At 65.0% G+C, this 24,609-nt stretch carries 18 protein-coding genes and 3 pseudogenes; 14 read left to right on the top strand and 7 right to left on the bottom strand.

Translation table 11 applies throughout. The features are described 5' to 3' along the window. The first annotated feature begins 38 nt into the window (after positions 1 to 38). The 4 genes from IE317_RS36510 to IE317_RS44820 all read left to right on the top strand — a co-directional run bounded on the left by IE317_RS36510 (position 39) and on the right by IE317_RS44820 (position 1,145). A complete protein-coding gene (locus tag IE317_RS36510; protein WP_191315926.1) occupies positions 39 to 356 on the top strand; it encodes a hypothetical protein in 318 nt (105 codons plus the stop codon). 34 nt (positions 357 to 390) lie between these two features. Beyond that, entirely contained in the window at positions 391 to 630 is a 240-nt protein-coding gene (locus tag IE317_RS44830) for a hypothetical protein (RefSeq protein ID WP_229903086.1), read from the top strand. A 10-nt stretch (positions 631 to 640) separates the two neighbouring features. Beyond that, entirely contained in the window at positions 641 to 841 is a 201-nt protein-coding gene (locus IE317_RS44825) for a pyridoxal-dependent decarboxylase (RefSeq protein ID WP_229903085.1), read from the top strand. Positions 842 to 914: 73 nt separating this feature from the next. Beyond that, positions 915 to 1,145, top strand: a complete 231-nt coding sequence (locus IE317_RS44820; RefSeq protein WP_229903084.1) for a hypothetical protein — start codon at positions 915 to 917, stop codon at positions 1,143 to 1,145. 500 nt (positions 1,146 to 1,645) lie between these two features. Here IE317_RS44820 and IE317_RS36500 read toward each other — a convergent pair whose 3' ends face one another. Then, positions 1,646 to 2,548, bottom strand: a complete 903-nt coding sequence (locus IE317_RS36500) for an Abi family protein (RefSeq protein ID WP_229903083.1) — start codon at positions 2,546 to 2,548, stop codon at positions 1,646 to 1,648. Positions 2,549 to 4,087: 1,539 nt separating this feature from the next. Between IE317_RS36500 and IE317_RS36495 the strand changes: the two genes are divergently transcribed. Beyond that, entirely contained in the window at positions 4,088 to 6,985 is a 2,898-nt protein-coding gene (locus IE317_RS36495) for a tetratricopeptide repeat protein (RefSeq protein ID WP_191315925.1), read from the top strand. A 278-nt stretch (positions 6,986 to 7,263) separates the two neighbouring features. Beyond that, positions 7,264 to 7,575, top strand: a pseudogene (locus IE317_RS36490) (AMP-binding protein); the annotation flags it as partial. A gap of 123 nt (positions 7,576 to 7,698) precedes the next feature. Here IE317_RS36490 and IE317_RS44815 read toward each other — a convergent pair. Beyond that, positions 7,699 to 7,881, bottom strand: a pseudogene (locus tag IE317_RS44815) (AMP-binding protein); the annotation flags it as partial. A 285-nt stretch (positions 7,882 to 8,166) separates the two neighbouring features. Between IE317_RS44815 and IE317_RS36480 the strand changes: the two are divergent. The 3 genes from IE317_RS36480 to IE317_RS36470 are packed head-to-tail and all read left to right on the top strand — an operon-like array spanning position 8,167 to position 10,222. Continuing rightward, a complete protein-coding gene (locus tag IE317_RS36480) occupies positions 8,167 to 8,418 on the top strand; it encodes a hypothetical protein (protein ID WP_191315923.1) in 252 nt (83 codons plus the stop codon). Beyond that, on the top strand, positions 8,415 to 8,990 hold the full coding sequence (locus IE317_RS36475) for an RNA polymerase sigma factor (RefSeq protein ID WP_191315922.1): 576 nt from the start codon (positions 8,415 to 8,417) through the stop codon (positions 8,988 to 8,990). The genes IE317_RS36480 and IE317_RS36475 overlap by 4 nt, the downstream gene beginning before the upstream one ends. After that, positions 8,987 to 10,222 (top strand): tetratricopeptide repeat protein, encoded by a 1,236-nt coding sequence (locus IE317_RS36470; RefSeq protein WP_191315921.1) that lies wholly within the window; start codon positions 8,987 to 8,989, stop codon positions 10,220 to 10,222. The genes IE317_RS36475 and IE317_RS36470 overlap by 4 nt, the downstream gene beginning before the upstream one ends. A 371-nt stretch (positions 10,223 to 10,593) precedes the next feature. Here the strand turns inward: IE317_RS36470 and IE317_RS36465 are convergent, their stop codons facing one another. Together IE317_RS36465 and IE317_RS36460 are read right to left on the bottom strand one after the other, a co-directional pair. Beyond that, positions 10,594 to 10,866, bottom strand: a complete 273-nt coding sequence (locus tag IE317_RS36465) for a hypothetical protein (protein WP_191315920.1) — start codon at positions 10,864 to 10,866, stop codon at positions 10,594 to 10,596. Between the two features lie 37 nt (positions 10,867 to 10,903). Then, the gene (locus IE317_RS36460; protein WP_229903082.1) at positions 10,904 to 11,725 is read right to left on the bottom strand and encodes a hypothetical protein; all 822 of its coding nucleotides are present in this window, start codon (positions 11,723 to 11,725) and stop codon (positions 10,904 to 10,906) included. 273 nt (positions 11,726 to 11,998) lie between these two features. Between IE317_RS36460 and IE317_RS36455 the strand changes: the two genes are divergently transcribed. Both IE317_RS36455 and IE317_RS36450 read left to right on the top strand, forming a co-directional pair. Beyond that, positions 11,999 to 12,661, top strand: coding sequence for a hypothetical protein (locus IE317_RS36455; RefSeq protein ID WP_191315918.1), 663 nt, complete (start codon positions 11,999 to 12,001; stop codon positions 12,659 to 12,661). Positions 12,662 to 12,683: 22 nt separating this feature from the next. Continuing rightward, complete coding sequence (locus IE317_RS36450; RefSeq protein WP_191315917.1) at positions 12,684 to 13,811, top strand: helix-turn-helix domain-containing protein; 1,128 nt, start codon at positions 12,684 to 12,686, stop codon at positions 13,809 to 13,811. Between the two features lie 283 nt (positions 13,812 to 14,094). Here the strand turns inward: IE317_RS36450 and IE317_RS36445 are convergent, their stop codons facing one another. The 3 genes and pseudogenes from IE317_RS36445 to IE317_RS36435 all read right to left on the bottom strand — a co-directional run. Beyond that, the gene (locus IE317_RS36445; RefSeq protein ID WP_229903081.1) at positions 14,095 to 14,283 is read right to left on the bottom strand and encodes a diguanylate cyclase domain-containing protein; all 189 of its coding nucleotides are present in this window, start codon (positions 14,281 to 14,283) and stop codon (positions 14,095 to 14,097) included. A 143-nt stretch (positions 14,284 to 14,426) separates the two neighbouring features. After that, complete coding sequence (locus IE317_RS36440) at positions 14,427 to 15,275, bottom strand: hypothetical protein (protein WP_191315915.1); 849 nt, start codon at positions 15,273 to 15,275, stop codon at positions 14,427 to 14,429. A 1,035-nt stretch (positions 15,276 to 16,310) separates the two neighbouring features. Then, a pseudogene (locus IE317_RS36435) lies at positions 16,311 to 17,021 on the bottom strand (AMP-binding protein); the annotation flags it as partial. A gap of 139 nt (positions 17,022 to 17,160) precedes the next feature. Here IE317_RS36435 and IE317_RS36430 point away from each other — a divergent pair. The 3 genes from IE317_RS36430 (at position 17,161) to IE317_RS36420 (ending at position 24,555) form a co-directional block, all read left to right on the top strand. Next, positions 17,161 to 22,296: an AAA family ATPase gene (locus IE317_RS36430; RefSeq protein WP_191315914.1), complete on the top strand. Its 5,136-nt coding sequence runs from the start codon at positions 17,161 to 17,163 to the stop codon at positions 22,294 to 22,296. Continuing rightward, complete coding sequence (locus tag IE317_RS36425) at positions 22,293 to 23,441, top strand: hypothetical protein (RefSeq protein WP_191315913.1); 1,149 nt, start codon at positions 22,293 to 22,295, stop codon at positions 23,439 to 23,441. The genes IE317_RS36430 and IE317_RS36425 overlap by 4 nt, the downstream gene beginning before the upstream one ends. Positions 23,442 to 23,607: 166 nt before the next feature. Continuing rightward, positions 23,608 to 24,555 carry an AbiTii domain-containing protein gene (locus tag IE317_RS36420; protein WP_191315912.1) on the top strand — a complete coding sequence of 316 codons (948 nt, stop codon included), beginning with the start codon at positions 23,608 to 23,610 and terminating at the stop codon, positions 24,553 to 24,555. Positions 24,556 to 24,609: the final 54 nt, after the last annotated feature.

Below are 24,609 nucleotides of genomic sequence, written 5' to 3'. Positions count from 1 at the left end.
TTCTTCGGTGGTCGCCAGTTTCAGGACGAGCGTTTCCCATGGCAGGCAATCGTTACGATCTCGTAGTACGGGAAGTGAATGTGCAACACGGCGGCAGCCGCGGACCAGCCATCCGGCCGATCCGAACCTGCATTCCGACCGATGCGGGTGAGGCCATCCACAAGCAGTCATCGGCGCCGCGTCTTTTCGATCTGATCACCGATGCGGAAGCGAAATGCCTGTTCAGAGTAGGCGCGCGGCCCGCAGGCAAGATCGTTTCCGCGATACTCTCCGGACTGCTGCTCTCATTAGCGCCAGGTATCGCCGCCGCGGACGCGCCGCAGTGGCGCCTCCGCCGGGACATCGCGAACTGCTGACCGTCGAGGACGCTCCGCATGTGCGACGGTGACAGTGCCTGCTGACTACGCGAAGCCCGACGGCCGGACCATCGACGTCGCGATAAACCTGCCGAAGGCCTCCGTCAGGCGTTACGGCGTTATCCTCTTCAACCCCGGCGGCCCGGGCGGCTCCGGGATGGAATTGCCCAATAACATCCTGCAGTCGCCCACGGCAGGCACCGCGGCACATCACAGCGTCACTCGCGCGGCCTGGCTGCTCGGACTGCCAGTGCCGGTGGTGGTCTCGGGCTGAGACGATTGACTTGGCCTCGTCGACGCTGGCAGAGATTCTGGATGCACTGACCGCGCTGGCGGTGGTGATCGCGACCGCCGGCACGACCGACACTGGACAGCTCGACCCGCTGGCCGGCATCGCCGAGATCTGCCGGAGGACGGCCACGCGGCTGAACGTCGATGCCGCGTACGGCGGGCCTGTTCAACGGGGCAGCTCCGACCCCGACTGAGCGGCCTGGACCTGGCCGTCTTGGTCACGCTGGACATGCACAAGTTCGGCTGGCAGGCCGTGGCGGCGGGGCCGTGCGCGGTCCGGACCTCGCGGACCCGGGCGCGTTCGCCATCTGCGCTGACTACCTGAACGCCGCCGACGACACCGAGGCGGGGCTGCCGGACGTGCTCGGCCGGTCGATCCGCACCTCACGGCGGCCGGACGCATTCCGGATGCTGGTGTCGGTGGACGCGCTCGGCACCGCCGAGCTAGGCGGGCTCGTGGAGCGGTGCTGCGCCACGGCGATGGGCTACACGAGCTGATCGAGCGGCACCCCGCGCTGCAGGCGTGGGCTGCTTCCAAGCTATCCACGGTCGTGTTCCGTCCGGCAAGGGCCGGTGACGCGCTCGTCGCGAAGGTTCGCCGGGTGCTCCTCGAGTCAGAGCCGCCGTGATCGGCCGGGCGACCCTGCCGACAGGGACCGGTGGCATGCCCGAGGTCCGGCTGAAGCTGACACTGCTGTACGCCCACACCACCCCGCCCGAATACCGACCGCTCCTGGACCTGATCGCGACGGCGGCGAAGCAACCGTCTTTCAAACCGTCGAACAGGTACCTCCCCGCTCACGTCGGCGGTCGCGGTGTCCGGCACATCTAGGGCGACGCCCCGCCGGCATCCGGGAGTCGGTCATCTCACAGCAACTGCCGGCGGCAATGCGGGACTTCCTCGGCTGAAGCAAGCCTTCGGCGGCGGCGCCCGGCGATCGCGCGCGGCAGTTCCGCGTTCGCGGTGTGACCTGATATGGCGCCCGCCATGAAGTGACTCAGGCGCCCCACAACGTGCTCGTGCTCCACCAGTCGCTCGCCGCTCCCATGTGCGTGAGTGAGACTATTGGGACAGACGGGAAGCTCTTCACCACAGCAGGCAAGAGCGTCTTCCTCCCCACCTGAAGTCGATCAAGAAGGAACTGAATCAGCGTCAGCTGACCGAAAGTCCGGTTCCACTCCGTCGTCGCCGCCTCAAGGTCTGGGTGCTTTCCACGCTTTGGCAGCTTCGGGGTGATTGTGTGAACGCGGTTAAGCAGGCGACCGTGGTGCGCGCACGTATTGCGGACAAGGTTCAGCGCCTTGAGCCAGCTCGTCAGCTGCGGCGCACTTAGCCCGCACACGTCGGCGATCTTGTCCTGGACGCCACGAGGCGCGAAGCCGTATAGGTACGCCAATGACCCCCAGTCAAGCAGCTCGACCGCTGCCCAGACTGGCAAGCGACCTCCATACTTTTGGTGGTGGTGCTTGACGAAATCCTCGCGGGACTGCTGCAGCTCTGCCTCGTACTTTTTGAGCCAACGGTCATAGCCGGCACCGCTCCGCGCCGTGGGCCCAAGCTTGCTGGGATCGAGGTGCGCGCACGGGTCGACTTTTCCCAGCTCATGCCCGAGCAGTGCTCGGATTGCCAGCTCGACGGGGGCAAGTGTCGAGAAGGTGGCCGCACGGAGCCTCGCGTCGAAGTCGTAGAGCGAGACGACGTCGCTTAAGCGCGCCCCAGAGTAGAAGTCGTCATGACGCCCCGTATCGGCTTGCTTGCGGAATGGATACCAATAGCCGCTGAGACGGTAGTAGCTGACTCGCCGCAACGTGGCAACGGCTTCGCGGCGGTCCCCGACATCCATCCCGCGCTGGGCGAGCAGCTCGACCTGCTGGTCGTAGTGTCGGTACTCCTTGACCACTCCGCCCAAGCACGCCTCCAGAAATAATGAAGACCGGCCCTGGACCTACCGAAGTAGGCGGAACCGGTCATAGTGTATCGAGCATAGCCCTGGTGCTAACGCGCCGCAAGTCTCACGTAGACGCTTGGCGCTGGGGGAGCCCGCTTAGTGATCCGTGGCGAATCGTGCCCGTCCGGAAATGATCACTGGGCCTGACCGCAGCCGGCGGCCGAGTGACGTGGTGCGCTGATGCCCTCACATGCAAGTGGGCGCCTTCGGCGCGCCTTCACAGGGCCCGTCTCGACGGCGTCGTTCGTATGCGCCCCGGCCGGCGGGCTGGCCGCGGACCGGATCAGGGCCAATCATGCCTCTCCCGCTCGTCCGGCTTCGACGCGGGATGCGAGTCGATCTCCACGACCGTGATCCCATCCTCGTCAATCCTGGCGAGCCGACTCCCGTCGCGTAGCCGACCGACGGCTGCGCAGGTCAGCGCTCTGCGCAGCCGGACCGCAGTGCTCGGATGCACGAGCTACGGTCCCGAGGCACAGCCGGACCGGCACGACCTGCTACGGGCACCGACAGCAGCGACAGAACCGGCCGGCGAGCCTCTGGAGGGTGGACCGGGAAGCCCGCTCGGAGCGCCGCGGCGGACTGCACTGCCGAGGTCTGGGGGCATCGTCCTGGCCGGCAACTCAGCCCCCAGGGCGTGCGGTACGAAACCCGTGGAAAATCGAGCGAGTCTTGCGGCCGTTCGGCCCCTCGGCGCGGGCGATGCCTACATCCCGCCTCCCGAACTCGATCTCTACGTGGCCGCCCAACGGCACGGCGCCGATCCGGTGCCGGTTCGCCACTGGTCCGCGCCGCGGGTCGCGGAGTTGAACGGAGACCGCTCGAGTCGTGCGGCTGCTTCGGGTCGCCGCAAAGGCCTGGACCCGAATGCGCTGATCATGTTGGCTTGGCTTCGCCGCCAAGCCGCCGAAGCCACCGCCAGCCCGGCACTACTCGATCACAAAACTCCGCTACACCGGAATGCCGATCACGCTGGTCCCCTCATTCAGCCCAATGACGATCGCGGCGAGACGGAGCTGATTGGCTAGAAGGTCCGCTGGTACGCTCCCTCCCGGCACCGGCGCCCCGCTGAGGTCGAATGCATCAATTCGAGCAACGCCACCGATGCCGCCCCGCCGGAGAGGTAAACGATGCGTCTGAACTGGGCGCACGTGACGAACGGTGCCTGCTCTGCGTGACGGCGAGCGGGCACCGTCCGTCCGTACGGCACGAGTGCGACCTCAGTCGACTACCCTCGTGCATTAGCTCAGCGCAGCGCGGGGTTTACCGTTGTCGGCGTAACCAGCGGCGGACGCGGCGCACCAGCAGGGACACTGTAATGGTGAACCCAACCAATGCCGTGCAGAACTTGAGCACGACAGTAATCTCGGGCAGCCACTGCCAGACAGTGACTATCGTGGACCACATCGGTAACCTCCAAGAGAAAGCGAACGACGACGTGGTCGACGGTGCAGCCAGCGGCGTTCAGCCCCGTCCAGATCTGGATTCTGGATGGCGGGCACCGTCGCGCGAAGGGCGGCCTTGATGCGTGACGAGCTACGTCGCCTCCACGAGTTGGCTGGCTCTCCCACGAAGGACCGGCTGAAGGAACATGCCGACGGGACCGGTCACAGCGTCAGCCGCGCCGCGCTGGCGGCGGTGACCATGAATACCGGCAGTGCGCCCCGGTGGGCGACGGTCGAGGCATTCATTGACGCCTGCGTCAGCTACGCCAGCGCTCGTAGACGGCCGCTGCCAAACCATGAGATCGACATGCTGGCCTGGAAGACAAGGTACGACCGGACCTACCCCGGACAGCGCAAGAATCGGACGTCGAACGTAGTCTCTATCGGGGTGGTGCCGAGCCTGGCGGGCTGCTTCCAACCCCGGGGCCTTATCGACGAACTTGCTCAAGCGACCAGGGGTGGGGGCACCGCTGTACTGTTCGGCTCTGCCGAGGGCACCACACGGCTGTTATCAGGGATGGCAGGGGTAGGTAAAACCCAACTTGCCGTCCACCTTGTCCACCAATTGCGTGAGACTGGGCAACTAGACGTGCTGGTATGGGTTCACGCCACATCTCGCCAAGCGATCACGGCCAGCTACGGCCAAGCCGCAGTCGATCTCACCATCCCCGGCGCTAGCGGCACCGACGCCGAACGGGACGCAGCCCGATTCCATGCTTGGCTGGCAAACAGTAACCGACGTTGGCTTGTGGTACTCGATGATCTGATCACCCCGGCGGCCGCTAAGGGACTTTGGCCCCCGCCCTCGTCCAATGGTCGAACAGTGGTCACTACTCGCTTGAGGGGATCAGCGCTGACTGGGCAGGGCCGATGCCTGGTGCCGGTTGGCGTGTTTACTCACACCGAAGCCATCGCCTATTTACACGCTCGGCTAGACGACCACCCCGAACTTGCAGACGATATCGATGGGCTTGCTGTAGCGCTGCAACATTTACCACTCGCTCTATCCCACGCCACAGCCTACATGATAGATGAGCAAGTTTCTTGCAAGGATTACAAGCGAAGACTCTCCGACCACCGACACCGACTCGACGATCTCGCTCCAACTTCCGAGGACCTACCCGACGACTACTTTCACACCGTCGCAGCAACAGTATTCCTATCCACTCAGGCGGCGGATAAACTGCGCCCTACTCACTTAGCCTTACCTTTACTACAGCTCGCCAGCATGCTCGATGGCGGCGGATTTCCTGTGTCCATTTTAGCGACTACTGCGGCTATCAACTGGCTTTCCTGCGCCCGTGCGTATTCGTCACACGAGAACGACAACTTCGATCTTGGTGAGACTGAATTTGAAACCATCCGCTCTGGAGTGCGAAGCCTTCACAGATTAAACCTAGTCAACATTGAAGCCGACTCGGTTACAATCCACAGCCTCGTCCAGCGTGCCATCCGCGAACAACTCACTGACGACAAAGTCGCCGAGTGCGCCTGGGCAGCCGCCGATGCGCTCCTAGAGACCTGGCCGAACCCCGAACTCGATCCAACATACGCACAGATGCTGCAGGCCAACGCTGCCTCTATTTGCGAGAATGGCAACGACGCATTATTTACATCCGGAGCACATCAGGTACTCTTCAGAAGAAGCGATAGCCTGTACACCTTTCAAGGTGCAGTCCCCGCAGCAGCCGCCTATCATCAATTATTCGAACACTGTCGGCGCATCCTGGGCCACGACCATCCCGACACCCTGAAAACGCATGGCCTGTTTCTACATTGTCGGGGTTCGTCTGATCCCGCTTTCGCAGCACAAGCCCTCGAACAACTTGTAGCCGAGTTCCCGAGGATCCTAGGCCCAGACCATCTCGACACGCTGGGCATTCGCAATCTGCTCGCCTACTGGCAGGGCAGCGCAGGCGACCCGGCCGGTGCAGTACGAACACTCGAACCCCTCCTCGCGGATTTTCTGCGACTGCTAGGCCCAGACCATCCCGACACACTGACGACACGTGTCAACCTCGCGAAGTGGCGCGGCGAGGCAGGCAACCCAGCCGTAGCCGTAGCCGATTACGAGCAGCTAGTCGCTGACCGGGCTCGAGTACTTGGATCCGACCACCCCAATACCCTCGATACCCGAAGTCAGCTTGCTTGGTGGCGCGGTGTTGCGGGTAACCCGGCAGGGGCCGTAGTAGATTACGAGCAGCTACTCGTTGACAGGATCCGAGTACTCGGGTCTAACCATCCCAACACCTTGACCACCCGCTCCGACCTCGCGAACTGGCGGGGCAAAGCCGGCAACCCGGCTGACGCCGTGGCACTTCACGAGAAACTACTCGCCGACTGCGAACGCTTGCTTGGCGCGGATCACCACGACACCTTGACCACTCGCTCGGACCTCGCGACCTGGCGAGGTCGGCTCGGCGATCCGGCTGGCGCAGCCGTTGACTATGAAGAACTTGTCACCGACTCGCGGCAAATACTCGGTGACGACCATGTGACGACGTTACTCCTGCGTGGTTCCCTCGCCCACTGGCGCGGTGAGGCCGGCGATCCAACTGGTGCCGTAGCACTCTACGAGAGGCTGCTTGCTGACTACCGACGAGTGCTCGGTCCCGGCCACCCGAAGACTCTCACAGTCCGCGGCAACTTCGCCCATTGGCGTGGTAAGGCTGGCGACCCAACCGGTGCCGTGGCCCTATACGAGCAAGTGTTGGCGGACTGTTCATCCCTCCTGGGGACCGAGCACGGCGACACTCTGACGATTCGAAGTCGACTCGCCAATTGGCGTGGCAAATCCGGGGACCCAGCCGGCGCCGTCGTCGCATTCAAGCAACTACTTGTCGATCAAGAACGAGTCCTTGGCCCCGATCACCCCGATGTTGTCGATACCCGCGACAAAGTCGCCTACTGGCACGCCGACACATCAACAGGCGATGACATTTAGCTAGCTGGCGCCGTCCGCCACACAACAAGACTGGACGAGCCGTACTCAGCGCGATCGCATTGCCAGGCAGACTTGCGCTCGATGCGCCAGCGAACTGCCGTCCGACGTACTGAGTCGCATGGATTTGTCGACACTCCGGACCCCCGCCAAACTAGCTGCCGCCCCGGAACGATACGTAGCGAGAACTCGCCTGCGTCACCGTGCCACCACGACAGCAGGCGAGCTCGGGGTGGCAAGGCATTCACGGTCGACGCACCGGCACGAGGACATCGCTCCCATCGGACTATCCGGCCATGGTCGAGGAGGTTCGAGAGAAGTGCGCCGCGCTGGAGCACGTCGTGATCCTGGGCGGCGAGAGCTGGCAGGCCTTGAGCGACGCTGGCTGGCAGGGCGATCCCGCGGTGCTGGCCGAGAAGCAGGCTGCGCTGTCTCCGGATGACCCGATCAACATCCAGTACACCTCGGGCACGACGGGCTTCCCGAAGGGAGCCACGCTCAGCCATCACAACATCCTGAACAACGGCTTCTTCGTCGGCGAACTGTGTGACTACGATCACAATAATCGTGTTTGCATATGTGTTCCGTTCTACCAATGAATCTTACCGGATAAACGGAGTGATCCATCCGTTATTGGGTCCAATGTATGCCGCGCTGCAGTTCTCGGGGTAGTTGCATCACGATTGTTCCGCTCATGGACGAAGCCTGGTCTGGTGGACGCAGGTCCACTCCCACCGGTTCGGCGACCAAATCCCCACCCGGTCACCCTTGTCGATCCCGAGGGAGAGCAGCCCGAGCGCGACAGCGTTCACCTCCGCCGCGAGATCCCGATAGGTCCACCTGCGGCCGAGCTGCAAGACTTCGCGCAGGTCAGCGCTCTGCACGGCCTGGCCAGCCATGGCTCGCACGCGCGAGCTGCAGCCCTGAGCCACAGCCGGACCGGCATGAGCTGCTACCGGCACCGACAGCATCGACGGAACCGGACACCACGTTCGCCGCCGATCGCTCGGAGGGCAGACCGGGAGACCCCGCTCGGAGCGCGGACTCTACTGCCGTCGTCCACCCGGTTCTGCAGGAGAGCGGAGCTAATCAGGCAAAACAGAACTGGTCCAAGATTCTTTTCCGAAAGTGATTCTCGGGCGGGGGCCACGTCGGTATCACCATCGACAGGAAGGAGGCCGATCATGGACTGGGACCCCTCGGACACGGATTTCATCCGGATCCCACGCCCGCGTAGCGTGGCGCGCGTGCTGCTCGACGTGGTGCGTCTTCGCACAGCCCGGGCGATGGCCCGCGAACGCAACGATGCGATCAACGCGGTCGCGCAGGTCATGATCCGCTCTGGCGGCAATGCGCGGGTAGTCAGCCGAGACCCGGCCGGCGACTGGTCGATCACGGTTGGGGCAGTACCGGCGCTGCCCGCGGAGCACACGTGACCGACGACGACCAACCGGATATCCCCTTCTGCCGGGCCGCGATCGCAACCGTCGTCGGCGACCACCTCGGGAAGGCGGTGGCCATCGTGCGGCAGATGGGGCTCACCGACGGCACCGCCGAGGATATCGTCCAGCAGTGCCTGATCGAGCTCATCCGGACCTGGGAGCGCGAAGGCGCGCTCAACAACCCGGAGTTCCTGCTGTTCGCCACCGCACGGCGCCGGACGATCGACGAGTTCCGACGCCGCGGCCGGCCGAAAATCGCCTTGATTGACAGCGCCGATCTGGCTGAGCTGACCGCCGAGCAGGTGAAGGACATGCCGGAGTTCCTGCCCGGCATCGACGGGCTGTTCACCACCACCAACGTGATCATGGCGCTGCGGGCGTTGCCCGTGCGCCAGCAGGAGATCCTCCTGCTGCGCTTCGGCCTCGACCTGGACATCAAGACCGTCGCCGCGTTCATGGCATGCACGGTCTCCGACGTCAAGAACGCCCAGGCCCGTGGCTTGGCGAAACTGCGGAAATCCCCCTATCTGAACGGATACCCGACCCTGCCGGAGGTGCACCAGTGACCCCCACGACGCCCGACACCGGTCACGGCGGCGATCGCCGGTTCGACGTCGACAACCTCATCGCCGCTGCCAGGGCCGCGGACGCCGCCGAGATCGCCGCTCACGGCCGGGTCCTGCGCACGATGGTCGACGACACCGTCGTCGCATACCGGGCCTTCGAGATCGGGGTCTGGGAGACGATGCACGACAACCACGCCAAGGCGCTGCGGTGGCTGCGCATCGCAGTGGACAGCGACATCGAGGAAGCCGAGCCTCTGCTCCAGATCTGCGCCGAGGTCCTCGATTCCATCCCTCAGCGGCGCGACGCCGCCCAGGACGAACGCGATGACCGACTCGCCGAAATTCAGGTCGAGCTGACGCAGAAGACTGACGTGTCGACCGCCGCGGTAACAACGCCGATCTACGACTGGCTGATCGCCCGGATGCACCACGATCACGGCGAGCTGTCCCGGACGGAACTCCCCGAACCGTCGGAAAGTCAGCAACACGATCCCAAACCCGCCGAGCCCTGCTCCCTCGAGTTCCGATTTCAGCCGGGCAGCCGGTGGAGCTGGACGTCACAGCGACCAATGCCCGCGCTCCTGCAGACTGCGTGCGACGCGTTCACCACCGATCTGACGCCCTGGCCCTGCGTGTCCGGTGCTTTCGAATCACTGCGGACGCCAGGCGGCCTCGTCGGCAACGGCTGGAATGGCACGGCGCGGCAACTGCTAGGGCGGGTTCAGTGGGCAATCTGGAACACGAGGGGCGACGAGCGCACGGACCCTCGGCGCCAGTACCTCAGCCGCCGGGACGTGCGGTACGAAGCCCTGAAGATCGAGCGGATCTTACAGCCATTCGGCTGTCCCGGCGCAGACGACGCCTATGTCCGGCTGCCCGATCTCGACCTGTACGTGCCCGATCAGCGGCACGGCGACGATCCGGGCGCCGGCTCGGCGCTGGTTCGCGCCGCGCGGGTCGCGGAGTTGAATGGAGACCTGGCTCGAGCCGAGCGGCTGCTTCGGGTCGCCGCAACCGGCTGGGACCCGAATGCGCTGATCATGTTGGCTTGGCTTCGTCACCAAGCCGGAGACCACCACGAAGCCAACCTGCTTCTCCGGCAGGCCGCCGAAGCCACCGCGGCCAGCCCGGCACTACTCGATCACGAAACTCCGCTACGCCGGAATGCTTGTCACGATGATCCCTGCATTCAGTCCGACAACGATCGCGACGAGACGGAGCTGATTGGTTAGCAGGTCGGCGGGTGCGATCCCTCCTGGCACCGGCGCCCTGCTTGGATCGAATGCATCTAGGTCGAGCCAGGAGAAGGCGGCGCCAACTGGGAGTTCACGAGGGCCGCAACACCTTCGGGCGAACCAGCTTCGCGCTCAGTGTCTGGGCCACGGGATAGAGATGCCAGCACTGCGGGGTCGCCCTGCAAGCCGGCATCAATCGCCAGGCCGTCCGCTTGCGGCATCGTCGGCGGCCTGGTTCGTGCAGAACGTGGCACCAGCCGCCCGGCAGCAGGTGGACTGCCACACGATGCTGGGGACGGTCCCCGCTCGGCGCCGGCGCGATCATCATCTCCGCGGGCTCGCCGAGGCCAGCCTGTGCAGCGAGTGTCCTACTCCTCGGCAGCCCGCGTGAGCGCAGCCGGAGCAGGATCCAAAGGCCGTCGGCCATCAGAGATGGTGAGTTCCGATGGTCCCCGGTGGGATGTGGTTGGGGTGCTGGTATCGCGTTCAAGGCGAAACTTGAGATCAACGCGTTTCTCGGCTCGCGCGTTGATTTGTAGAGAGCGCAGCTTGGCGTTGTGGTCGAGCCGGACCACAAGCCAACATCCAAGGGCGGCGAGGGCCAGGACGCCAACGCAGACCACGATCGCGATCACGACCATGAGGTACACCCCTCTCCGTGTTGGTCTCGGCCGGTGCTCACGGCTGGAGGTTCTGCGCTTGTGTGGACGGGACGTGGCCGAAGTTGGGTACTTCGGCAGGCTCGACGCGGACCCAGCCGTCGTCGTCCTGGTAGACCGCCGTGATGCCGACCCGGGCGAGCAACTCCAACAGGTCAGGACGAGGCCGTGTCGGCACGAGCAGTGCCAGGCTCTCGGCCTCGACGAAGCGTGCGCCGTCGAGCAAGGTGCCGATCCCGTTGCGCACCTGATCACGGGTCACCTGGACCCTCACGTCGACCAGTTCGCGGCTGGTGCGGTTCCACAGAATCGGGGCGAACGGTTGCGCTTCTCCCGGCGGAAGTATGCGCAGGGTGCGGACGTCATGTCCGGCTCGTTCGAGATGGAGCATGTACTGATCGACCAGTTCGGCTCTCTCCGCGCGGGTGCTGCGTCGAAGGCGCTGTCCCGTTCGAGGGATGAAGCGAGCTTCTTCCAGGACCGGGCCGGTGGCGGGCACATAAGCAGCTTTGGGGAGGTCGATGGGCAGTTCGCCGAGTGGCTTCAGCTGGAAGACGATGAGCTGGCGCAGCAGGTGGGTGTTGATCTCGTCCGGGGCATCGACCCGATAGTGGCCGGCGTACTGGAACTCGCCTAGATACGTGGCGCCGGACCGGCCGATCGCGAAGCCTTCAAGGGTTCGGCCGTCGCGCCGGTGGTTCAGGATGGCCTTGTTTCCCTGGGTGAACTGCTGGTCACCGCCTTGGCCCTCGCCTGTGTAGTGGACGAAGCCATCGGTCCCCCACCCGTCGAAGCCGGAGGAGTCCGGGCGCGGGGACAGGGTGACGAAGAACATGACCACGTTGGCACGACTGGAGGGACTGATCCCGCTCTGCGGCCTGCCGCCGAACCGCTTGTGGATCTCCGGACGAGACAGCTGTGTCCCCGGAGTCATCCCTGCCAACACTACTTACTCCTGACTTTTACCCCTGACTTCTAGGGTAAATATACACAGGTACTGGAGCCAGTGTGGAGGCCTCCGTGAGAGCCAGCTGCAGCGACTCGCCGGAGTCAGCAATAAATGCGACCTCGATCGAGGTGTGCTCTATAGTCGCCTTGACTCTGAGGAGGCCGCTTGACCCACGCACATGCCCTGCCGGATCCCGATGACCTGGACGCGTGGCTGGCCTGGGCCAACCAGCAGCTCGAACCGCGCGACCTCACGGTCGACCTGCTACATCGTGTGGTCGAGAGCAGCCAGCGTAAGCGGGATGCGACGAGTCGGCTAGCGCCCGCGCAGACGCCTGGTCAGGACCAGTGGAGCGAGGCGGTGGTCAGCTTCCGGGAACAGACTGGCTGGGATCTGGACGAGGTCGACGGACTGTCCCGCACGTGGCACCCGTCGAGGACCTTCTACGTCGTGGTGCGTGCCGGTGATGACAACACCGGCCTGTTCGGCCGAACGCCCAGTCCGAAAACCCGGTTGCGCAGCGTTCTGAGTGACCTGATCGACGAGGTTCCGCACACCGCGCCGCTGTTCGACGTCATCAACGCCGGCAAGTCGGCGGCGGCGTTCCCGGACCGTCCCGAGCTGTGGCTGTTCATGTACTCCTACCGCGACGGCGTCCTGTACTCCGAGCTGTCCCGGCCGGCTGAACGCCTTGACAACAAGATCACGAAGTACCATCAGCAAATTCCGCTGCCACCGCTGCCCTACACGCGCGCCGACACTAGTGTGATCATCACACCGGACGACGATCTGGACACCGGACCAGACATCGACGTCCAACCCATCTAGTGCTCAGGAGCGGAGTTCTCGCGTGTCCGTCTCACCGTCACGCCTCACGCTGGCGCGCAAGCTGCGCGGCTTGACTCTGGCCGAGCTCGGCCGCATGACGGACCTGAGCCCACAGACGATCAACCGCTGGGAAAAAGAGCATCAAGACCCGACTCCGGAGTGTCTCGACCGCCTGGCCGAGGCACTCCGGCTCCCGGTCGAGTTCTTCACACAGCCGGAAATCGAACCGATCCCAGTCGAAGCGGTCAGCTTCCGCGCGTTGACCAAGACCCCGGCCTTCCGACGTGAAGCCGTGCTCGCAGCCGGCGGCATCGCCCGAGAGATCGCAACTTGGATCTCCGCGCGCTACCGGCTGCCTGCACCCGACGTTCCGTCGCTCAACTTGCCCGTCGATGCCACACTGCACGACGTCGAGACCCTCGCCCTGCGGGTTCGCAGCCAATGGGACCTCGACCAACGGCCGATTCCCAACATGATCCATCTTCTCGAGGCACACGGCGTACGGGTCTTCTCATTGGTGCAAGAAGTGCGGGACGTCGATGCGTTCTCCCTGTACATCGAGAGTGAGCCGTTCGTCTTCATCGACACCGGGAAGACCGCGGAACGGCAGCGTTTCGATGCAGCCCATGAACTCGGACACCTCGTCATGCACCAAGGTCGGGAACGGGTCCAGAGTCGGGAAGCCGAACGCCAGGCCGACCGATTTGCCGCTGCGTTCCTGATGCCCCGAGCCGATGTCCTTGCCCACAACCTCCGCAACGCCAGCCCCGACCAACTCATCGAAGCCAGTCGTCGATGGCGCGTGTCCGCCATGGCGCTTGCCCACCGCCTCAGCGAACTGGGGCTGCTTACCGAGTGGGGCTACCGCAGCACGTGCGTCGAGCTGGCCAAGCGTGGCTACCGGCGCAGCGAACCCGGCAGCCACCTCGTCCCCGAGTCATCCCAAGTGCTCGAGAAGGTGCTGGCACACCTCCGATCCAACGGTACAGGGGCCAGGGCGATCATTGAGGACACGAAGCTGACCTACGAAGAGTTCAACAGGCATGTCTTTGGGTTGGCGAAGACGGTGAACTTCGGGGGCGTCGCCGGGACCACCGTGACAGCTCGACAGAGGACCCAGCATCTAAGAGTGGTAAGTAGCCGCCCCTAGGAACTGCGGCCCGTAGTTGTATTCACTGTCGTCGATCCCCCGGTTCGATGAGGCGTTGAAGGTCGGCAGGGCCAGGCGGCAGTGTGACGGTGGACCGTGCCTAGGCGGCGTTGAGCACCTTCAACTCCCACGCGCCGCCACGCCGGACCGACACGGTGGCTGGTGGGGTGGTGACGCTGCGCGCTGATCGCCCCCCGACCACCCGCGCAAGGTCACCGAAGAGGGTCTCGTGCACCTGTTCGCTAGCAGCGAGGACCCGCGCGTCTCGTCCGGTCAGCCAGCGCTAGTGGGTCGAGGCAGTGACGATCTGGTCCCGGCCGCGGTCCTTGGAACGGTAGACCGCGTCGTCGACAGCCAGCAGCACCGTGGTCAGGTTGGACCCATGATCGGGGAATATCGCGGCGCCGACCGACGCCGTCACCGTGATAACCGAGTCCTGCAGGTCTGCTGGATCGAGGCTCGGCAGCAACACCAAGAATTCCTCTCCACCCCAACGGAAACCCCTCAATCACACATACTAAACCGGCAGTGCACTCGGACAACCGAGCCAAAAACCAGGATGGCCAGCTGACGAGCCCGACCGATCGACGCTGCGCTGGCCGCCTGACGACCACGTCATTTACCCGATCGACCGAGTTTGACCTTTGGAGCGTAGTTAGCTGCAACAGCGCTGTTCATCTGGTCGAGTAGCTCCCGAAAGCGTCGGCACTCCGCGACGTTGTCCTTCACGCCAAGCCCACGTCGCGCTTGATCGAACCTCTCCGTGAAGCTGTCATAGCTGTCTTGGATTTTCTTGATACATTCCATGACCGCGACGTTCCCAATAGCCAATTTTGCGGTAGTTCTCGCAATAAGGAACTCCCTGTCGGCGACGTTCAGTTTCTCCGTGTGACGGGCCACAATCTCCGCCAGTCCTTCGTCGTGGACCTTCAGAGCCATGTACTGAACGCAGTATTCGGCTGCCCGGACCCAGGGTATCGCTGCGGCCAACATCGCAGCTGCGTAACCAAGCTCCTCGCGCCGTCGAGAGTCGGCGGCATCGGCCTTGGCCCGTTGTTGGGCGAAGACGTGCGTCGCCACGGCAGCGAGAATCGCCGAGAGGACAGGCAGGATCAGGGTGATCACGGTCTGCGCTGTGGAGGGCGAGGGAGGCGGATTGACGATTACATCCGGAACCGGCGGATTGACCACGATGGTCGGAGGCGGTGGTTGCTGCATCTCCCGAACCCTAGCTTGACGCCGTGGGTTCAAGACGCCCCAGGTGCGCAGGTCGCCGATGCTGACGGTGTCGACGTCGATGCGGTCCGGCGCAATCGCCTTGACGTCGGCCAGCAGGGCGACGTTGCGGCCGGTACCGAGGACACGGGTGCGGCCCAGCGCGAGCGCGACCAGGCAGGCACCGAGCCCGACGGTGCCAGAGATGCCCTCAATTGCACGTGTAGTCGTTGCAGTTCTGGTCTTCACCGCGACAGCAGGCGCGGCAGGCCCCGCAGGACAGGCCCGGTTTGACCTCGCGAACCGGCTCGGTGATCTGGGCCGGCACGACGTCTGGCTGGCGACGGTGTGCCGGTCATGGGCAAGGCCCAACTGGAGACGGGGTTGGCCGCGTTCAAAGCCGCTCCCGCCGCGATCCTCGGTCTCGCCAATCGTTACGGCGGCCTCGGCATCCCCGGCGCTGCTTGCCGCATCGTGGTGCCCGACGGGAAGCCGGACGCTGCGAGCCGGTGGCTGAGCACGGCCCCGCGTGGAGTGCACACCACAAAAGGCTTCCCGCGGCAGGCGACGGGCGACTTGGTGTACACACCAAGAGCAAGAAAGACTAGGTGGCAGCGTCTGGCTCGTCGGACAAACTCGGGCCGGACACCGCCTCCACCTGAGTGGACCGGTTGAGTCGCAGCTGCATCGGCGGGTGAAGGGCTTCAGCGATCCGGGGTACATCCTCCGGACGCGCCTTTGCGGTGAGCGTCCTGGCTGTCAACCACCTAAACAGCGGGTGCGTCATAGCCCCAAGTGCTGCACCACTACCCGCGAGGATCGCCACCAATTCGGCTACACCAGCCATGCATCCACCCCGTCTGCCTGCTCGACCAGGCTGACAAAGCGAACGCCAAAGCCTGGTCGGCGTTTCCACCGGACAAGCTAAGGGGCCCGAATCTGCCTTAGCACGACTTTCGTTGGTTGAACGCTGTTTCTGGGAGGGGGCTACTTTACCCAGACGTCCAGCCTGCCGCAGGCGAGACGCTACCAGATTGGCGCGGTACACGGCGCGTCGCTGTGGCGTACGCACCACAGAAGGGCATCCGCCGTGGCTGGCCAAGACGCAGTAGAGCGAGACTGCCGATCGACTCATCTCCGCGTTCGTATTGGCGACGCCCGGCGGATTAACCGCTCCGCCGAGCCCATACAGAGCCGCGATAGGTCAACACGGAGAGGGGTCTCGCCATCCCCTCCGCAAGGACAAACGGAGCGAACAATCCACTTGAACCTGCAACTTCACTGGTAGAAGGGAACACATATGCAAACACGATCATTGTAATCATAGTCACACAGCTCGCCGACGAAGAACCCGTTGTTCAAGATGTTGTGGTGACTCAGGGTCGCGCCCTTGGGGAAGCCCGTGGTGCCCGAGGTGTACTGGATGTTGATCGGGTCGTCCGGGGACAACGCGGCCTGCTTCTCGGCCAGCACCGCCGGATCGCCCTGCCAGCCGGCGTCCACCAGCGCCTGCCAGCTCTCGCCACCCAGGATCACGACGTGCTCCAACGCGGCACACTTCTCCCGGACCTCCTCGACCATCGCCGGGTAGTCCGACGTCTTGAACGCGTCCGACGCCACCAGCAACTTCACCCCGGACTGGTTGAGCACGAACTCCAGCTCGTGCGACCGGTAAGCCGGGTTGATATTGACCAGGATCGCGCCGATCTTCGCGGTCGCGTACTGAACGCAGGTCCACTCCCACCGGTTCGGCGACCAGATCCCCACCCGGTCACCCTTGTCGATCCCCAACGACAGCAGCCCGAGCGCTACAGCGTTCACCTCGGCCGCGAGATCCCGATAGGTCCACCGGCGGCCAGCGTACCGGTCCACCAGCGCGTCCTGATCCGGGAACGCGGCGACCGTGCGGTCGAAGTTGTCACCGATCGTGTCACCCAGAAGCGGGGTCTCGGAGATCCCCGAGGCGTAGCTCGGCAGGGCGGGCGCGTCAGGCATGGTGCCTCCTGAAGTCGGCAGTGACTCCGGCCGAGTCTAAGAACACGGACGCCGGGGAGCCATCCGCACACCACAGCGAGATGCCGGACACCGTCCGCATACTGTGGACGAGCACGTTCCCAGCCGAGGAGGAGATGCCGTGGATCTGCGGCCGACCCACCGCGGCTACGCGTACCAGGACGCGTTAACAGCGATCTACCTTGTCGATGTCGCCCTCGGCGAGGCAGACGAAGTGGTCGTCGACACCAAGCTGTTCGACGGCGACCGGTTCGACGACGTGACACGTAAGAGCCGCGACGGATCCCGGAAGCGGATTCAGATCAAGCACTCCGTCGAAGAGCGCGCGCTGACTGTGGAGACCTTCACCACCGAGCGGCGGAGCTTGCGGGTGGACTTGCTCTTCGCGTCTCTCGATCAGGACTTACGGGATCATCCGGACACCGAGTACCGGCTTGTCTTGACTGACATCGAGCCGGAAGATTCCGACCTGACTGCGGTGCTCACTCCTGTCTCCCCCAGCAACGACCCAGGACCCGCGTTCTCCGGCGTGCCCAGTACCCGGATGAAGTTCGACGCCGAGGCGCTGCTCGGTCACCCCCGCTGGAGCAGGAAGCTAGTCGGCACGAGCGAGGACCTCGTGCGGCGCGCGTGCGCCCAGCTGGTCGTGGACGTAAATATGCCGGGGATCTCGCTGGACATCCACTCCCCCGGCCCGGTCGAGGCAGTGCTGCTGCGCCGCGTCTCCGCCGAACTCGGCGCGGGGCGTCCGCCGAACCGCGACGTGTCCCCTATTGAGGTCGCGCTATCGCTCATCGAGGCGGCGAAGGCCGCGCGCAGCGGAACCGGGACCGTCACCTTGACCTGGTTGAGGCCGCGGATGGGGTTGGTCGTCGACTTCGGCGCCGTCCAAGAAGGCAATCCGGTCGATCCGGCCGTCGCGATCATGCGCCCGGACGTGCTCTCCGCCCTCATGGAGACAGCGAAAGGCATCTCCGGCGAGGGTGGCGTGCTGCTGCTCACCGGAGATCCGGGAGCCGGCAAGTCGTGGTTGTGCGAACAGGTGGCCGGCGAACTCCGCCCGGAGTGGATCGTGGCACGGCACCACTGCTGGCTGGGCTCAGAGGACGCCGAACGCGACAGCCGTGTCCTCTCCGAGGTCGTCATCGGCAGCCTGCTCCGGCAGTTGGAGGCCGTCTGCCCCTCTTTCTTCCGAAACCTCCGGCCCCGGTTCGCGGCCACGAGTGAGGCGCTCGGCGCAGCACTCAGGGGAGTCCGGAGCGCCATTGCGGATCGTCCGATCCTGCTGATCGTCGACGGACTTGACCATGTCACCCGTGTGCTCGGCCAAGTCACCGGTTCCGCGTTCCATGTCGCGACCGACCCGGCGCGTGCTCTCGTCGACGAGCTGGTCACGGTGGATCTCCCGGCGAACGTCGTTCTGCTGGTCGCCAGCCAGCCCGGCGAGCATCTGGCCTCACTCGACGGCCGGTCGATCACCGCCTCACCGTTGACGCGTGAAGACGTCGGCGCGCTAGCGGATCGGCACGGCGTTCTGCTACCGAACGCTGGTCAGGACGCCGAAACCGTCGTCGACTTGATCCACACGCGTTCCCGCGGGAACGCGCTGTACGCGACCTATCTGTGTCGCGAGGCAGAAGGGCCAGACCCCCTCGGCCGGTTGCGAGCCGTCCCCGAGTCGGCGAACGACCTCGACGCCTATTACCGGTACCTCTTCGACGGGCTCACCATCGACCAGCGCATGGCCGTGAGCCTGCTGGCCGTCTGCGACTTCGCGGTAACGGCTGAAGAACTGCAGGAGATCTTCCCGCTCGCGCCGATTCACGCTGCCTTGACAGCGGTCGCGCCGATCGTCTCGCGACAACCCGGCATTGGTGGCCTCAAGATCCACCACGAAAGTTTCAGCCGCTTCATCCGCAACGCGACGCCTGCCACCATGCTGGCGACGGCTCGTGGGAACGCGGTGGAGTGGTTGGCGGGGCGTGGGTTCTTCATCGACGCGAGGTCCTTCCGACACCTGCCGGAGCTGTTGGCCGAGCTCGGCCGTGACGATGAGCTGAAGGCCTTGGTCCAGGTCGATTTCGTGTCCCGGGCGATCGCTGGCTTTCAGCCGCCGTCGGCTCTCACGGCCGTTCTGGGCACCGTGGCCCGACGGGCTGCCGCCTTGCTCGACTGGCCGTTGCTGGTCCGATGTGTCGAGCTCCGGCGAGCCGTCGGTACGTACGACGACAACCTTCCCGACGGTGTCGCCGGCTACGGTGACGTGCTTGTATCCCTGCTCGGCGCGGACGCGATCGCTGCGGGTCTGCTGTACGACGGTGAGCTGACCATGCAGGCTCGGTGGGGGTTGCTGTTGTGCGCGGCAGTCGATCGAGCAGGTGGGGCCGCGCCGTGGGAGGCCTACCTCGCTGGCTGGGAGGAACAACAGAACGACAACGTCGCCTACGGCGAGGAGAGCGACGCAGATGTCTCCGTCGCGATTCTGCGTGGTGATCTACGGCTCGCAGTCCGGCGCTCCGCGGATGACGAACAGGAGCAGCTCACAGCCGAACGTATAGCCGAAATCATCGATGACGAAGATCACGCGACACTCGATCGGGTGCTCACCGTGTTCTCCGACTGCGTCGATTACGACGTCCTGTTCGAAGCGGCACCTCAGGTCGAGAACCCGATCGCGCGGGCGAGGGTCCGCTTGCACCTCGCGGATCTCGCGACGGCTCCGGACGTCGCTGCCGGACTCGCCGTCCGAGCTTGGGCCGACGCGCCCGGGCTTCGACCACAGCAGATGCTCCGGCTCGGTGTGCCGCTCGAGGACATCGTCAGCGAGCTCCTCGGGCCGGAAGCCGAGGAGACGCTCGAAGCCGCAACCGCCGATATCCTCAGCGATCCACACCCAGCCAGGGCGGTCGCGATAGGGCACTGGCTGGATCTGCTTACTGTCGCACAACACCATGATCACGGACTACCGCCAAAATTGCTCCCCCGGCTTGACGGGGTTGGCTTCTACCGCGCGTGGCTGCGTTTCACGATCGCACTGCTCGGGTTAAACGGGGACGTGGCTGCCGGCGCTGTCGCTCCTCAGGCTGCGTCGGCTGCGGTCCGAACGGCCATTGAACAGCTCGCGATGGCCGCCGAGCCGTTCACGGGAAAGCCCCGAGCGTGCGATCTTTGGGACATCCGGCACCACGTCCACGACACCGTCCAGGCCGCCGTGGCTCTGCTGTCCGGCGAGGACTTGGAGCCGGCCCTCGGTTCGCTCGTGGCCATTAGTGACGGCACGACCACTTCGCTGTCCGGCATGGCGACGACCGGCCCGCTCCACACCACGGATCTGCTGGCAATTCTCAGCCGGACTGTCGACCACTCCGGCGCCGCGACCGTTCACACTCTCATGCGGCGGCTGCGTGAAGAGCGTGGCGCCCTGAACGCGATCTACGGCCAAGAGGCAGAGTTCGAGCTCGAGATGGCGAGGATCAGCCTTGACGCGGGCGACGTCGGCGAGGCTCATTCGTGCTGGGAGCGCGCCTCGCACCTGCTCGCATCCTACGGAAGCCATAAAGATCCGACGATCTACGAGCTGCTCGATCCCTTGCCGGAGCTCGCCACCGTCGATTCTCGCCGCGCGCACAGCTGCGTGGCCCGCCTCCAACCCTTCACTTATCTGGTCGCGGCGCGCACGGATGGCCGCGACACCTCTAGCACACCGCTTGCCTGGTGGCGCCAGCTCACAGCTCAGGACCCTCGGGCCGCCGCGAGCATGGCCGCCGAAATCCTGCTCACCGAGCCCGGTCTGCCTGACAGTCGTGCGGCCGCGGTCCACACCGCCCTGCTCGACGAACAGAGCGACACGGCGGACGCCGTGGTACTCGCCGCGTTGAGGATCGCAGCCGGCGCGGAGGGCCGGCACCTCCAGCGCGACACCGCCCTTCTTGCCCGGCTCGCCGACCTGCCCGACGATGACCAGGCCCGCTCCCGCGGCGCCTTGCCCGTCATCTCGAACGCCGTCACCTCCACTTATGACGATCAGCAGCTCGGGTACACGCTGAACGCTGACCCTGCACCGATACGCGACCTGGACCGGCTCGCCACGCTTCTCGGGGGGGAAGGCGTGGCCCTCCCGCTCGACGTGCCGGCGACCAAGAACCAGCTCACCGGCCGGCGCCATGCTCGGTCCATGATCGACGCGGTCCGCTCGCGACAGCGCCCATTTTTACCCCCCGGTGCCGCCGGTATCCCGGCCGCGCTGCGCGATCACGCGATGACAACTCGCGAGACGGGGCCCGACTCACGTCGCCGGGCTCTCGATTCCTTGGTCGCCGCGCTCGGTTGGCGCCTGCTCGAGCTTGCTGCCGAGGGGCGCGACGATGTTGTTGTCGCGCAACTGCATCGCATTTCCGAAGAGATCGACCGGCTTCGCGACAGCGCGGCCTTGACCGAGATCGCCGAGGGTCTCGAGCTGCGCCGGGAGATCGATCCGGAACGCTTCGACAGGTTGGCCGCCACCGCTTTCACCCTCGCCTTCACTCGTACTCCTGGCCGGGGTGGCTGGCTGACCTTTGCTGGACGCAGCAGGCTCGATCTGTGGGAACGCGCTCATGCTTTAGACGCTGGAACAGCATCCGCCGTCCTCGCTGACGAGGTCGTCGCGACCATTTCGGGTAAGGACCACTACACCATCGGCGTCACGCAGGCACTCGTCGCGGCCTTCTCAGCGCGACGGCCGAATGCCTGCAGCTCGGAACACGCTGATCCATTTTCCTGCTGGGATGCAGCATTCGACGTGATCTCGCACCGCCTACCGGGGGAAGTAGATCTCAGCACCAGCACGTACCGCCCCGGACCGGAGTCAGCCACCCAGGGTGAGGTCGATTCGGCGCTCGCCACTTTGGCGCTGGCCACCGTCGCCTTGCCCGACCGTGGAGACCGGCGACGCGCATTGGTGGCCGCCGCAGTGCTCGGTACGAGACCCGAACTGCTGCAGGCAGCCGCTACTCGAGTGCTCGGCGCGCCTATCGGCGCCGGACCGGTGACCTGGCTGCTTAACGTGCTGAGAGAGCAAGCTCAGCACTGGCCGCTCACTGACGGGCTGGTCGCCAGGCTGATCGACTTGACCGGCACAGAATTTCTGTCCGTCCGAACCGAAGCTGCCTCGATTTTGACGGACGCCGGCCATACACCGCCCGGACCTCCAGCGACACCCGCCCATCCTCGCCTGATCGAGACACCGACCGACACCGAAAATGGGCTATCGCCATGACTACCGGCCACGAAGATGTCGCTAAGTACCTCGTTCAGGAGCGCCTGGCGCACGTCCTTGAGGACGTCCCGATGCTTGGCCGAGCGGCAACCGAACTCACCGCGGTTGCCTTGGCTGAACACGCCGACAACCTCCTCAGGGAGCAACTCGAACGCCTCCGCGGTCGGGGAAGCCAGCGCATTCCGGATGCGTATTTCGCGGACGAAGCGGCCGCTGAAGACTCGCTTCAGCGAGCGGCCGCTGGTCTTCGTGCGGCGATGGCGCAGACCGGCGCTCTGACGGACCCGCACCGCTTCGAACGGGCTTGGACCGACTACTTGACCGACGACGACCAGCTGTCTGTTCGCGCGGAGCTCGCCCGAGTACCGCGTCCCGCGACCCGACCTGAGGCGCTGACGTGGTCACTGACATCGGCGCCCTGGTTCTCTGAACGTGACAACGACGACGCGTGGCCACCCTCCGGCATCGAAGCCGTCGCGCACCTCAGGAGCCTGCCCGGCGATCCACCGCCGTTGGCTGAAGTCGCCGACGGACCGCACGCCGGTTGGCTCCAGATCGGCTTGGTCGAGGCGCACCATACGCCGGCTCGCAGCTACCCTGCGCAGCCGGAGCGCAAAGTCCTCATCGTCGCCGGATTGGAGGTCGTCGACGCCGCACCGCCGGCCGGATCCGCGCCGTTCACCGACGCTCCATGGCAGCTGTGGACCGTGCCGTGGGATGAGCTCGGGTTGCGCGCCGAACAACAACTACCGGCTGGCGCGTTTCCTGCGGCTGCGCTTACGAACGGCGGTCGGCGCGCGCGCCGCGGCGGTAACAACGGGCCTGGCCTCCCCCTACTTCTCCTGGCACCTGCCCCTTATCTACTGCCTGTACTCGGCCTGCGCCCGACGTCGGGATCGTTCAATGGCTTCAGCTTGAGTGATAGCGACGGCCCGGGGATGGTGTGCCGCCAATGGCGAGGACACCTCGTCCACGACGGCAATTACGAGCCGCTCACCCCAGCGGTCGAAGGCTGCGATCTGATCCTGCGCCCAGACCTGCTGGCCCGGCTCCAAGAACTCGCCTGCACCCGTCGTCTGCAGGTCGGGATCGACATCTCCTTCCGGCCTAAGTCATCCGACCACGGTACGGGCCGGATTGCCTGACCCACCACGCCCCGCGCGCCAGCCGAACTCCGCTGGCAGCCGACCAACCGCATACCTTGTGTCATCAGATTGCGCCGCTCCGTGCAACACTGAGCAGGTCACTACATCGCACTGACTACGGCGCGCCTCTGATCGTGCGATCGCCGCGGCTGGAAAACTAATCGTCATGGCACAGAGCTTGCTCGCGCGGATCGAGGCTGGGGTACTCAACAACGAACCGCTCCCGGACTTGCTGCAGAAGTGCATCCTGCTCGGCGGCAAGGCCGGCTCCGAGAAGATGCGAGACTGGGCTCGCCAGGAGCTAGGCGGCTATCCGGGCATCCCGGCTATCCCGGAGTACCGGAAGCTGCACGCGCAGGTGAAGGTCGTTCTCACCAATCCCTCGGGGTACAACCCCCAGACCCAGTCATTCTCGACCGGCCAGCTCCCAGACCGCCTGCGAGAGTTTCTGTCGAAAATTGGTGCTCCCCTCGAGCAGGTTCCGCTGGGCATAGGAATCGGCGATCTGGACGCGATGGCCAACAGTGGAGACAGCGAACACCGCCTCGTCCCGTGGTGGTCCGACAACATGCTTGCTCTGCTCAACGAGCACTATGTCAACAGGGAGACCACCACGGCTCGGGATATCTACTGGTCACTGTCTAACACCGCCCTCAAGGGCTTACTGGTGCAGGTGCGCACTAAGCTCGCCGAGCTGGTTGCCGAACTCGACGTACTCACACCTGACGACGTCCTGCCGACAAAGGCCGCCGCCGATGCAGTCACGATCTTCATCCTCACAGGTGACCGCAACGAAATCAACAACGTGCGCCAGGACGTCTCCGGTGGCACGGCGATCGCTTCCCACGGCGAGGGGAATTCGGTGGCCGTCACCGGCGACGGCGGAACTGCGACCGGCAGCCAGACCGCTGGCGGCGACGGCTCCAGCGTGATCGGCAGTCAGAACGTCAGCGGCGAAGGCAACACGGTAACCGGACGTGACTCCAGCGGGACCGGGCCCGAGAAGAAGGAAGGCTTCTTCAAACGATTCCGCAAACGCGGGATCATTGTTGGGATCGCAGGCATCGTCAGCGCGATCGTTGCAGTCCTGGAATGGGCACCCTGGCAACGCTGACTGCACGATATGTCCGGGGGCGATCGATATCCTGCACTCGGTGTTGCAGCTGGC

It is taken from the genome of Amycolatopsis bullii (assembly GCF_014654205.1).
Lineage (GTDB): Bacteria > Actinomycetota > Actinomycetes > Mycobacteriales > Pseudonocardiaceae > Amycolatopsis > Amycolatopsis plumensis.
The sequence above is the reverse complement of the archived record's forward strand: the minus strand, read 5'-3'. Positions and strand labels throughout refer to the sequence as shown.

Bases quoted from the DNA above. Each gene is read 5' to 3' on its own strand.
- IE317_RS36495 (WP_191315925.1), top strand. From the start codon at position 4,088: ATGGCGGGCACCGTCGCGCGAAGGGCGGCCTTGATGCGTGACGAGCTA.
- IE317_RS36480 (WP_191315923.1), top strand. From the start codon at position 8,167: ATGGACTGGGACCCCTCGGACACGGATTTCATCCGGATCCCACGCCCG.
- IE317_RS36465 (WP_191315920.1), bottom strand. From the start codon at position 10,866: ATGGTCGTGATCGCGATCGTGGTCTGCGTTGGCGTCCTGGCCCTCGCC.
- IE317_RS36425 (WP_191315913.1), top strand. From the start codon at position 22,293: ATGACTACCGGCCACGAAGATGTCGCTAAGTACCTCGTTCAGGAGCGC.
- IE317_RS36510 (WP_191315926.1), top strand. From the start codon at position 39: ATGGCAGGCAATCGTTACGATCTCGTAGTACGGGAAGTGAATGTGCAA.
- IE317_RS36420 (WP_191315912.1), top strand. From the start codon at position 23,608: ATGGCACAGAGCTTGCTCGCGCGGATCGAGGCTGGGGTACTCAACAAC.